We start from the raw sequence: 11,414 nt of genomic DNA on the forward strand, positions 1-11,414 counted from the left end.
ATTCAGTTACTCTCAGTTAATATTGCCACCAACGGTCAAACCACTTGGCACAATAGTCGGTATTCCCTTGTAAAAGTCATCGGTATTAACTGTTTGCAAAAATGCTTCTATATCAGCAAAATCATCTTCGCCAATTGTTACGTCTAGATCGCCTCTATTTTCATAATCAGCTATTGCATCAATCAATCTAGCACGTGAACCATCATGCATGTATGGCGCTGTATAGGATATATTTCTCAAACTTGGTGTACGAACAATATCTGTTCCAATAATAGCCTCACCAAGATGCAATATGTTATCTGACAGCATTGGTCCTAAATGGCAACGAGCACAGCCTCCATCGATAAACTTGTTGAGACCGATTATTTCTTGTTGGGTGAAAATTGATTGCTCTCCAGAAAGAAATCGATCAAATCGTGTGTTTGGACTCGTTATTTTTCTTTCAAAAGTTGCTATGGCTTTTACTATGTTTTCACTGGATACAGCCTCTGTTACGCCGAAGGCTTGCTCAAATAAAGTCACATATTCAGGAATAAGTCGTAAGCGTTCAACAATGTCGGCCATAATTTCTTTTTCATTATTATTATAGCCAAGCATTTCGACTGGATTTTTAATTGGCCCTAAGGATTGCTCTTCTAAAGTATCAGCTCTCAAGTCCCAAAAATATCCGCCAGAAACAAAGCTACTATCGCTTTCATTGTTTTTGATACCAGTATAAGCAACATTCATGATTGTAGGAGCATGAATGGACGTTACCTGAAAACCGTATCTTTGAGGTCCTAAGCCAATACCGTCGGAACCGATAGATAATATACGTCCATCAGCCCAACCAAAATCAGGATGGTGACATGAGGCACATGATGTGTCTTTATCACCTGAGAGTATTGGATCCCAAAAAAGTAATTCACCTAGTCGTTCTTTGGTTTCACTGTAAGGGTTATTTGACGGGTAGATGGTTTTTGACGGTAAGGGAGTAAAAATTGTTGAATAATCTCTAGTTTGTGCATCATCTGCTATCCCGTCAGGATTTTCGCAGCCAAATAAAGTGACACAAGCCAACGTGATTAAATTAAAGTGTAATCGTTTCATATGAAACTACCTCATGATTGGTTTAAAACGCGTAGACTCTAGGGCAGAGTCAAGTTAGCGGTAAACAAAGGTTGTAAGTTTGTCAGGCTGTAGGTCTATGAAATGTCTTATATACCCGTTACCAATCAAGATGAATGTTTCAGAGTGCTTGAGCCATTTCAATTCAAGACGCTGTGATGAAATAATGGTTGTCCCTTATTAATCACAGCAACGATGAAGTGATGTTGTTCAAGCGTTTCTTAGCTGGGTTTAAAATGACTTTATTTTGCGTTAAATAATTAACCCGTAGAATGACTATGCTTAAATTATTTACCTTGCCTAAAGTTATTTTAATTCCCACTTAAATTCTGCACTTTGAACTATAACGGGTATAAATTAGGTATATGAGTATCAAATGTACGCATATTAGTAAGTTGATTAATCGGTATTGACGCGAGATGTTTTTGTGCTTACAAAAACGTATCGACTCGTAATGAAATAATTGCTAAATAAACCTGCCAAAATGCCAAGACAAAATGCAATGGGAATAAATGTCACCTCTTTTGCGTACCAAAATACCAGCAAGTTCAAGCAACCAGAGAAATGAGCCGTTAATAAGTGCTTGCACCATTGAGCAATGACATTGGTAAATTTTTGGTGACCGTAGGTATAAATTCTATTGCCAAACCAAGTCGCAGAGGCGGCTAACCAAAATGATAATAATCTTGCTAACATTATATTGTCAGTGAGTTCGCTTAAAGATATAAAAAACAGGCTATCAACAATAAATCCCATACCACCAATAAGACAAAATTTTTTAAACTGCTCCATAACTTCCCACATCAATGACTATAACTATGAGCCAAGCTTATCCTGTGTAAGGTCTAAAAAGTGTCACTAACCTTGTTGAGATGATAGTGACTTTTTTTAGACTTCACTTGTTTTAAAGTAGCTCCAGAATAAATTTTGGAGAGAAAAATGCAACTTGTAAATAATGAGTCATCGACTAAAAATGAAATAACCCTAAGCATCATTGTGCCCGTTTACAATGAGCGAGAAATGCTACCAATATTTCACCATCACTTAGCAAAAGTACTTAGTACTCTCTCTGAAGACAGCGTTGAAGTTATTTATGTTAATGATGGGAGTTGTGACGATAGCTGGGATGTTATGTTGGATTTAAATAGCCATTACGCCAATATCGAATGTATAAACCTAAGTCGAAATTTTGGCAAAGAAGCGGCCATGACTGCTGGTATAGATAATGCGAAAGGCCAAGCTGTTATATTGTTAGATGCTGATTTACAAGATCCGCCTGAGTTGATCCCTGACATGCTCACCGCTTGGCGTAAAGGTTTCGATGTCGTTAATATGAAACGTAGTGCACGACTTGGCGAGTCCAAATTTAAATGTTGGTCAGCGCACGTTTATTACCGATTGCTTGATCATTTATCAGAAGTACCTTTACAAAAAGATGTTGGCGACTTCAGGTTATTGAGCCGCAGAGTTATTGAAGATATCAAAAAACTATCTGAACGAAGTCGGTATATGAAAGGCATTCTTTCTTGGCCAGGGTATAAACAAACCACTATTAGTTTTGAGCGTCCAGAACGCGTAGCAGGGGAAACTAAATGGTCTTTTATTCAATTGGTTAAATTAGGATTATCAGGTATCACCGCGTTTAGTGTTAAACCATTAAGAATATCAACTTGGGCCGGTGTATTGATTTCAGCTTCTGCTTTTGGCTACGGACTTTGGATTTTGTTGAAAACCTTAGTCTTTGGTGAAGCCGTTGCTGGTTATCCTTCAATGATGTTAATACAATTATTTTTAGGTGGCGTACAGCTATTAGCGATTGGTGTTTTAGGCGAATATGTAGGACGCATATATGCTGAAGCCAAGGCTAGACCCATATATTTAATTATGGATAAAGAACGAAATACACTCGTCAGTTCGATGGTGGAAAAGCATGGTTGATTCAGAGAATCATAATAGTAATGTAACAACGTCGTTGGTATTTTGGGCTGCAACATTAATTTTATCATTGATTGTCATTAGACTTGTCTCTTTAGGGCTATTTCCACTTTATGATACGACTGAAGCGCGATACGGTGAAATGGCACGAATAATGTTCGAAACCAATAATTGGGTGACTCCTCAATTTGACTACAACATTCCTTTTTGGGGAAAACCCCCATTTCAAACATGGCTCAGTGCATTAAGTTTTTCTTGGTTTGGCATTAGTGAGTTTAGTGCGCGTTTACCCCATTTTGCCTGTGGGTTAATCACGGGTTATTTGGTTTATCGTTTTACTAAATCACTGACAAACAAAAACACGGCTGTTTTTTCTCTGCTGATACTTACTTCAAGCCTTGGTTTTATTATCGCTATAGGCATGGTGATGACGGATAGCGCATTATTAATGTCATACACCCTAGCTATGGTTGGCTATTGGCAATGCTATAGCCAAAAAGATAAAATTGTCTCTGGGCATTTATTTTTTGTCGCTCTAGCATTAGGTATGCTAATTAAAGGTCCTGTTGTTGTGGTGCTGATTGGAATATCTTTGGTCAGTTGGAGCTTATGGCAAGGTTGTTTTAAGCTCGCAATCAAAAGCTTGCCTTGGTTAACCGGTATGATGGTATTTTTGCTGTTGACCTTACCTTGGTACGTTTGGGCTGAGATACGCACGCCAGGATTTTTAGAGTATTTTATAATTGGCGAACATGTTCAGCGATTCCTTGTGTCAGGCTGGCAAGGTGATCTATACGGTACGGCGCATATTAAACCAAGAGGCATTATTTGGTTGTACTGGCTGGTTTGTGCTAGCCCATGGTCTTTTATCGTCATAGGGTTAATCATTAAAAGGTATCGTGGTGTCGAGTTACCTTCTAACAGGTTCCAGGCCTTAGGCATAAATAAATATCTAATTTGTTGGATGATATCGCCATTATTGTTGTTTACCTTAGCTGGTAATATTTTACCTATTTATGTATTACCTGGGTTCAGCGCGCTAGCAGTGCTTGTTGCATTAAACTGTCGATTGACAAAAACTAGTAACTACTTAGCTTTAGTTTCTTTTGCCTTATTAGGTTTAGTCATCACGTTATTAAACCTTGGGGTTATTAACAAAAAGAGTGAGTCTGAACTACTTGGGGTTAATCGAACTTTTTCCCAATATACACCACTGTATTATTGGAACAAAAGACCTTTTAGTGCTCAATTTTACTCCAAAGGCCAAGCGCAATTACTTACAGATAAAGATGAGTTAATTAATTTGTTAACGTCGGACGAATCTTTTTTTATTGGGATAATACATAGTGATTTTGAAGTATTAAAACCTATTTTAGACCCTATCTGTGTTGGAACTAATCAAACAAAAAAACGTCTGTTATTAAAGTGCAATTAATAAAATAAATATAGTTAAGGATTATCGTTTGAAAATATTACTGGTAGAAGATTGTCAAAGTGTTGCTGAAGTTATTTTTGATTACTTTGAAGAATCAGATTTTGACCTCGATTATGCTGCTACTGGCAATTTGGGATTATCCTTAGCACAATCTCAAAAGTTTGACTGTATTATTCTAGATATCATGTTACCAGGTCTTGATGGTATTAGTCTTTGTCAGCAACTTAGAGCTGAGGGCAATAACACGCCAATTATCATGTTAACTGCAAGAGATACTAATGATGATATGTTACTAGGACTTCGCCAAGGAGCCGATGATTATATTGTAAAACCTTTCAATTTAGAATTACTCGAAGCACGCATTCACAGTGTTACTCGTCGTCATTCAGGGTCAGGTTTTATCACACAAATGACTTGTGGCCCTATTACTCTCGATATAAATACCCATCAAGTATGGCGGGGTAAGCAAGAAATAAAATTAACCCCTATTTGTTTTAAAATATTGAATCTGTTAGTTAAAAATTCACCCAATGTGGTTTCTCGTCAAGAAATAGAAGAAGTATTGTGGTCTGATGATTTACCCGACCAAGATATATTACGAAAACATGTCTATCAGCTTCGTCATAAGGTAGATAAGCCCTTTACAGACAATATTATAGAGACGGTACCTAAATTGGGCTATCGCTTGGTGCCAGCTTAATGAATAACGCTAAACCTATGAGTAGTAAAATTATACGAGTTTATTTATTAGGGGCGATGGTGCTGCTGGTTTTTTATGGGGCTATTTTTTACCATACTGTCCTATACACTGAAAATCAAAGTAGTGAGCGACGTTTAGCATTAATTTCACCTTACCATTTTAAGTTATTTGGCCAAGGTTTTGATGGTGAAATACAAATTGACCCCATGCTAAAAATTTATGATCAATATGATATTTTGCCCTCATCAATAAAACGACGACTCAATAAAAACTGGCAGGGAAGTATCAGTTTTCATTTTGAAGATGACAGTGAATACAGTGTGTTTGCGCAACAAGTTATGACGAACAAAGGTTTGGCCATCGTTTATGCTTTGGAAGATGTTGATGCGATTGAGTGGGACGATACAGAGTTCGCTATTTTTCAAACGGTGATATTTGGACTTGGCCTGCTCATCTATATTATCGCAGCACTCTTTATTATAAAAATGGCTAAACGTATTAGTACGCCATTTTCGACTTTGGCCAATAAATTAGAGAGTCATGATAACGAAAAATATACACCATTATCAATTCAGGGCGAATTATCATTAGAGTTGGTGCAGATGCTGACTAGCATCAATAGTTATCGCAGCAGGATCCGAGATGCTTTTATGAGAGAGCAAGCTTTTACTCGCTACGTCAGTCATGAGTTACGTACGCCTATGACAGTTATCCGTGGTGGCATAAGCATTTTACGGCGATTAGACGATGAAAAAGTCAAAAAGCAGTCTAGCCGAATTGATAATGCGGTTATTGAAATGGAACAGTTAATCCACACTTTTTTGTTAATGGCGAGAAATGAAGATAGCGATACCATCAATGTTGATATTTCTGATGAGTTTATTCAACAAATAGTACAAGACTTTGAATCTACAATAAAAGCAAATCAGGTTAGTTTCCATCAAGAATTACAATGTAACTTTAGCCTAAATGTTCAACCGCTATTATTTGCTGCAGTCATTAAAAACTTATTAAAAAATGCCATTAATTGTAGTGTTGAAGGTAACGTTAGTTTATTTATTTCACCACAACGAATTGATGTTATTGATAATGGTGTTGGGCTTGATGCAAAACCTCGAGGTTATGAAGGTTTTGGCATAGGTCTTAATATTGTTCGGGATATTTGCGAAAAATACCACTGGCAATTCAATATCAAAAATAACCAAGGTGATGGTTGTACAGCCTCGGTTATTTTTAATCAAGAGTCTGCTGTAAGTGAACTCTAACTACTTCTAACAACGATAAGAAATAGTAATGTGGCATCTATTTTTTACTCAATTATTTGTTAAGTCTATTACCTAGATTAACAATTATTAGATAGTCACTACCTTGGTAGGGTGCAATAATCAGGTTAAGCCTTAACTTAAGCCGATTTAAGAATTCATTCATGTGCATATTATTTATTGCTATCGAGCAACACCCAAAGTATCCCTTGATTATTTGTGCTAATAGAGATGAGTTTCATCAACGTCCAACGCAGGCTATGCATGTCTGGCAAGAGTCCAATATCTTGGCAGGAAAAGATCTGCAAGCAGGCGGGACTTGGTTAGGTTTATCGTCAACGGGAAAATTTGCCGCATTAACTAACTTTAGAAAACTCCCCTTAAGTGAGGCACCTAAAAAATCTAGGGGCGATCTTGTTTTACAGGCTTTAGCCGACACTAAAATAAACATGACAGCTGAGTTGGCTCAGCAAGCAAGCCAATATCACGGCTTTAACCTCATCTATGGTTCTTTGAAGCAACTGTACTGTTATGACAGTGTAAATAATCAAAGTCATCAGCTTAGTGATGGAGTGCATAGCATTTGTAATGGTGCGTTAGATGATATTTGGCCTAAAATGGCAAGAGGAGAAAAGCTGCTAAGTGAGACTATACGTTCACAAAAAAACTTATCCATTGAAGCCTTGTTTGATTTAATGACCAATGACAAACAAGCTTTACCGCATTTATTGCCTGAAACAGGCCTTGATGAGGAATGGGAACAACTACTCAGTGCCATTTTTATTAAATCACCTACCTATGGGACACGAACAACCACTATTATCACGCAAGATGTCGAAGGTAATGTTGAAACCTATGACCGTAGTTATGCGCCCTCTGGTGAGTGTATTACTAAGCAACAATTTAATTTAGCAACGGTTTTTGATTAACTGATTCTTTATTATTGAATTAATAAAGTAGTGCTATGTTGTTGATATTTTAAATGTGAAGTATTCAAAATACATCATGATTATTGATTGATAGGTGTTTACTCTCACTGAACTCTGAAAAATAAATAAGCTTATTCAGTGATCATTATTATATCAAAGGTAGACCTCGTGATAATGAATAATAATAGCTTTCTAATACAAGTAACCTTGCTGTATTTTTCAATAATAAAAGGGGTATAGACAAAATAACCCTCAACGTTTATCCATGCACCCAGCGTATCTTCTCGTGATGAACTCAATGTAATTGATTGCTTAATGACCATTTAAACAAAATAAACGAGTTTCCTATAGGAAACTTTATTCACTATTGTGGATTTTATTTCATTTAAAGTGTATTTTGTTGCGCTATCTCAACCTTTGTATCTTAGTAAACATGAATAATGAAAAGGTCAAATTTTTAGATATTTAAAAACCAGCTCAATAATCGATCAGATAGATAATCAATACAGCATTATTAATAGGTGCTAGATAGTAGTAAATATCTACAGTGAATTATTAATGCTTCAACAATTACATGGCAATGTTAACAAGGGAACGCTCATCATTATTTGAGTTTTTCATACCTTCAAAAAAACAAAACATATGCCGCCTTTGCTTAGGAATTTTTTATGGAATTACTTAAGGGTATTACCCTTCTTCTCGCTGCGTTAACCGCATTTTCTTTATTTAGTCGTTTTGCGCCCTACGGCACAAAAGCCATGGGCGGACTTGCCTCCGCGGCGGTTGCTAGTTTTCTCGTTGAAGCTATTCATGCCTACATCTCAGGTGATTTTCTTGGAATTGATTTCCTAAGAGAAACTGGCCTCGCTGCGGGGTCTATGGGAGGGCCTGCTGCGGCAGCTCTTGTCGCATTAGCCTTAGGTGCTAATCCTGTTTTTGCCATCGTTGCTGCTATTGCCACTAAAGGAACCGGTATATTGGCTGGTTTTATTGCAGGCTATATTTGTTACTTTATTTCCAAAGTTATTGAAAAACACCTTCCTGAGGGGATCGATGTTATCGTTGGCGCTTTAATTCTCGCACCGTGTGCTTATATCATTGCTCATGCATCAGGGCCTGTCGTCGGTAGTATTATGGCCATTATAGGCTCAGCTATCACTGGGGCTACTTCTGCATCGCCTTATGTTATGGGCTTTTTACTTGGTGGCTTAATCAAAATGATCTGTACTTCACCATTAAGCTCTATGGCACTTACTGCTATCCTAGGTTTGACGGGTCTTCCTATGGGAATAGCTGCAATTGCCTGTGTTGGCGGATCTTTCACTAATGGTATCTTAATGAAGAGACTCAAATTAGGCGATAGAAACAAAGTTATCGCTATTATGTTGGAGCCACTCACCCAAGCGGATATTGTCACAAGAAATGCCTTCAAGATTTATTCTTGTAACTTTTTCGGCGGAGCCTTATCTGGTTTAGTTGCGGTTTATTTTAATATCATCAACGATGCTCCGGGAACTGCTGCTCCAATACCTGGTTTACTTGCTCCTTTTGCCTTTAATGAAGCGAGTACTGTATTAATGGCTGTTTTGGCTGCGTCTATTTGTGGTATTGCCGCAGGTTATGTTGGCAGTAGTATTCATCTAAAGTTAGATGAAAAACGTGCCAATAAACTTAGCGGAGTTACTCCGGTAACTACTTAAATTGATTGATGTGGTAAAAGGCTGTTCACAGCCTTTTATCACTAGTATAAAGTAGGTTATAAAAGCTAGAGATAACGCTTAAGCTTGCCTATTATGTTTCTGTCAATCCTCATGAACAATCTGCATGTCACTCATACCATTCAAAGAAAGCATAATAATAAAACCTAACGTATTCATACATTTCATTTCAGTCTAGTAAATTGTGTTACAATTGGCGTTTACTTTTTTCAGTGTTGATTTGGTTTGTTGTTTATTATGTTTTTTATCATAAAAACTAATGAGTTAAGCTAAATACAACTTCATTATATCTACCATGAACGATAGCCAAACGATGCTCATATTATTGTGTAATGTAAATATTTATGCACCAAATCCCCTAGGTATTAAAGATGTTCTTATTGCAGGTAATAAAATTGCCGCAATTTATGATCATGGCCAAGGCGAAATTACCATCCCAAAACAATGGCCCGTTAAGGTTATTAATTTTGATGGCGCTATTTTAACGCCTGGTTTTATTGATAGTCATGCTCACATTACCGGTGGCGGCGGAGAAGCAGGTTTTGCGACGCAAGTACCTCCTGTTGGTCTAACTGAATTTACTCATGCTGGTGTAACCACAGTGGTTGGTTTACTTGGCACTGATGATACTACCCGCAGTACCGAAAATTTATTAAGCCGAGTTTATGGCTTGCGTGAAGAAGGATTATCGGCTTATTGTTGGACTGGTGGCTACCACTTTCCTCTAACGACTATCACGGGTAGTGCAAAGTCAGATATTGCTTTTCTTGAACCCGTTATTGGTATCGGAGAGTTTGCCATTAGTGATCATCGCTCTAGCCAACCAACGTTTGAAGAAGTGATTCGCTTAGCGAGTGAAACTCATGTAGCAGGCTTAATCACTGGAAAAGCGGGTGTTATTCATTTTCATTTAGGTGATGGTGAAAGACGTTTAGAATTAATAGAACGCGCAATAAGAGAAACTGAACTTCCTGCACGAGTATTTAATCCAACGCATGTTAATCGTAACAAACCTTTGTTTGAAGATAGTTGTAAATTATTAAGTAAAGGTTGTCATATTGACTTAACAGCATTTCCCGCAGGAACCGCTCAGCCAGGCTGGGAAGCTTGTGACGCAATTGAAATGGCTGTTGAAAGGCAATTACCCTTAGAACAAATAACCCTTAGCTCGGATGGCGGAGGTTGCTTACCTTGTTTTGACCCACAAGGTGAATTACAACATATGGATTTTGGTCGAGCGAGTACATTAGGAGAAACATTGGTAGCAACGTTAAATAAAGGTTTGTCACTTGAAACCGTTCTGCCTATGTTAACAAGCAATGTTGCTAATATTTTACGTTTTAAAAACAAAGGGCAAATCGCCGTTGGTTTTGATGCGGATTTATTGGTGATGAATGAAAAGTATGAAATTACTGATGTCATGGCACAAGGTGTATGGCATAAGCAAAATAATCAAACAATGATTAAAGGTACATTCGAATAGAGGTAAATATGTGTCCAGCAAAAACGACTGACGGTCAACAAAGGGGATTCGTAATCCCAATCGGGGGGGCAGAAGAACGCGTAAATGATCCTATTATTTTAAAGCGTTTTGTTGAGCTTTGTGGTGGAGAGAATGCTTATATAGTTATTATTCCAACCGCATCACAACTCGATGATACAGGGTCAAATTATGAAACTGTTTTTCATGAATTAGGTGTGAAGAAAGCTGTTTCTTTGCCTATTAATGATCGTGAGCAGGCAAATAGTGAAGACTATCTAGCAGAATTAAACAATGCCACTGGCATTTTTATCACTGGTGGTAACCAATTACGCTTGTCTACTATTTTAGGTGGTACTCCGGTGGCTCAAAGCATTCGTAAACTTAATGCTGCAGGTGTTCATGTTGCCGGTACCTCTGCAGGAGCAGCTATTATGCCTGGCCATATGATTGCCGGCGGACGCACTGGGGCTTTACCCAATGAAGAAGGGGTTACTTTTGCACCAGGTATGGGATTGATTAATAAAGTCATAATTGATCAGCATTTTAGCCAACGAAACCGATTAGGACGTTTGTTATCGGCCATCTCTTACAACCCATTTGCTTCAGGTCTTGGTATTTGTGAAAATACAGCTGCCTTTATTGATCCGTCAGGAACTTTGGAAGTCGTTGGTCACGGTAGCATTACTGTGGTTGACCCTTCAGATTTAACCCATAGTTCAATGGCTGATGCTAATAGAGGCGAAGCCATAACGTTAATTGGACTAAAGTTGCACGTGCTTAGCCCCGGCGCAACTTATTGTATCAACGAAAGAATAGCGAAACCTGCAACTTAGACCAGCAGGTAA

The 11,414-nt window shown here is 37.8% G+C and carries 10 protein-coding genes; 8 read left to right on the plus strand and 2 right to left on the minus strand.

The window, feature by feature from the left end:
• Nucleotides 1–12 precede the first annotated feature (12 nt).
• The gene (locus CPS_RS08235) at nucleotides 13–1,089 is read right to left on the minus strand and encodes a cytochrome-c peroxidase (RefSeq protein ID WP_011042684.1); all 1,077 of its coding nucleotides are present in this window, start codon (nucleotides 1,087–1,089) and stop codon (nucleotides 13–15) included.
• 417 nt (nucleotides 1,090–1,506) lie between these two features.
• A complete protein-coding gene (locus CPS_RS08240) occupies nucleotides 1,507–1,899 on the minus strand; it encodes a GtrA family protein (RefSeq protein ID WP_011042686.1) in 393 nt (130 codons plus the stop codon).
• A gap of 147 nt (nucleotides 1,900–2,046) precedes the next feature.
• Here CPS_RS08240 and CPS_RS08245 point away from each other — a divergent pair, with 147 nt between their 5' ends.
• From CPS_RS08245 to CPS_RS08280, 8 genes are all read left to right on the plus strand, one after another.
• Complete coding sequence (locus CPS_RS08245; protein ID WP_011042687.1) at nucleotides 2,047–3,045, plus strand: glycosyltransferase family 2 protein; 999 nt, start codon at nucleotides 2,047–2,049, stop codon at nucleotides 3,043–3,045.
• The gene (locus CPS_RS08250; protein WP_011042688.1) at nucleotides 3,038–4,477 is read left to right on the plus strand and encodes an ArnT family glycosyltransferase; all 1,440 of its coding nucleotides are present in this window, start codon (nucleotides 3,038–3,040) and stop codon (nucleotides 4,475–4,477) included. The genes CPS_RS08245 and CPS_RS08250 overlap by 8 nt, the downstream gene beginning before the upstream one ends.
• A gap of 28 nt (nucleotides 4,478–4,505) precedes the next feature.
• Nucleotides 4,506–5,177 (plus strand): response regulator transcription factor, encoded by a 672-nt coding sequence (locus CPS_RS08255; protein WP_011042689.1) that lies wholly within the window; start codon nucleotides 4,506–4,508, stop codon nucleotides 5,175–5,177.
• A gap of 17 nt (nucleotides 5,178–5,194) precedes the next feature.
• Nucleotides 5,195–6,442: a sensor histidine kinase gene (locus tag CPS_RS08260; RefSeq protein ID WP_187148294.1), complete on the plus strand. Its 1,248-nt coding sequence runs from the start codon at nucleotides 5,195–5,197 to the stop codon at nucleotides 6,440–6,442.
• 161 nt (nucleotides 6,443–6,603) lie between these two features.
• Nucleotides 6,604–7,368 (plus strand): NRDE family protein, encoded by a 765-nt coding sequence (locus CPS_RS08265; RefSeq protein ID WP_011042691.1) that lies wholly within the window; start codon nucleotides 6,604–6,606, stop codon nucleotides 7,366–7,368.
• Nucleotides 7,369–8,036: 668 nt separating this feature from the next.
• Nucleotides 8,037–9,068 carry a PTS sugar transporter subunit IIC gene (locus CPS_RS08270; protein WP_011042692.1) on the plus strand — a complete coding sequence of 344 codons (1,032 nt, stop codon included), beginning with the start codon at nucleotides 8,037–8,039 and terminating at the stop codon, nucleotides 9,066–9,068.
• Between the two features lie 313 nt (nucleotides 9,069–9,381).
• A complete protein-coding gene (iadA, locus tag CPS_RS08275) occupies nucleotides 9,382–10,569 on the plus strand; it encodes a beta-aspartyl-peptidase (protein WP_011042693.1) in 1,188 nt (395 codons plus the stop codon).
• 8 nt (nucleotides 10,570–10,577) lie between these two features.
• A complete protein-coding gene (locus CPS_RS08280) occupies nucleotides 10,578–11,402 on the plus strand; it encodes a cyanophycinase (RefSeq protein WP_011042694.1) in 825 nt (274 codons plus the stop codon).
• Nucleotides 11,403–11,414 lie beyond the last annotated feature (12 nt).

It is taken from the genome of Colwellia psychrerythraea 34H, from assembly GCF_000012325.1.
GTDB classification, from domain to species: domain Bacteria; phylum Pseudomonadota; class Gammaproteobacteria; order Enterobacterales; family Alteromonadaceae; genus Colwellia; species Colwellia psychrerythraea_A.

Coding starts and splice junctions, on each gene's coding strand:
- CPS_RS08250 (WP_011042688.1), top strand. CDS start 3,038: ATGGTTGATTCAGAGAATCATAATAGTAATGTAACAACGTCGTTGGTA.
- CPS_RS08235 (WP_011042684.1), bottom strand. CDS start 1,089: ATGAAACGATTACACTTTAATTTAATCACGTTGGCTTGTGTCACTTTA.
- CPS_RS08265 (WP_011042691.1), top strand. CDS start 6,604: ATGTGCATATTATTTATTGCTATCGAGCAACACCCAAAGTATCCCTTG.
- CPS_RS08270 (WP_011042692.1), top strand. CDS start 8,037: ATGGAATTACTTAAGGGTATTACCCTTCTTCTCGCTGCGTTAACCGCA.
- CPS_RS08260 (WP_187148294.1), top strand. CDS start 5,195: ATGAGTAGTAAAATTATACGAGTTTATTTATTAGGGGCGATGGTGCTG.
- CPS_RS08240 (WP_011042686.1), bottom strand. CDS start 1,899: ATGGAGCAGTTTAAAAAATTTTGTCTTATTGGTGGTATGGGATTTATT.
- CPS_RS08280 (WP_011042694.1), top strand. CDS start 10,578: ATGTGTCCAGCAAAAACGACTGACGGTCAACAAAGGGGATTCGTAATC.
- iadA (WP_011042693.1), top strand. CDS start 9,382: ATGAACGATAGCCAAACGATGCTCATATTATTGTGTAATGTAAATATT.
- CPS_RS08245 (WP_011042687.1), top strand. CDS start 2,047: ATGCAACTTGTAAATAATGAGTCATCGACTAAAAATGAAATAACCCTA.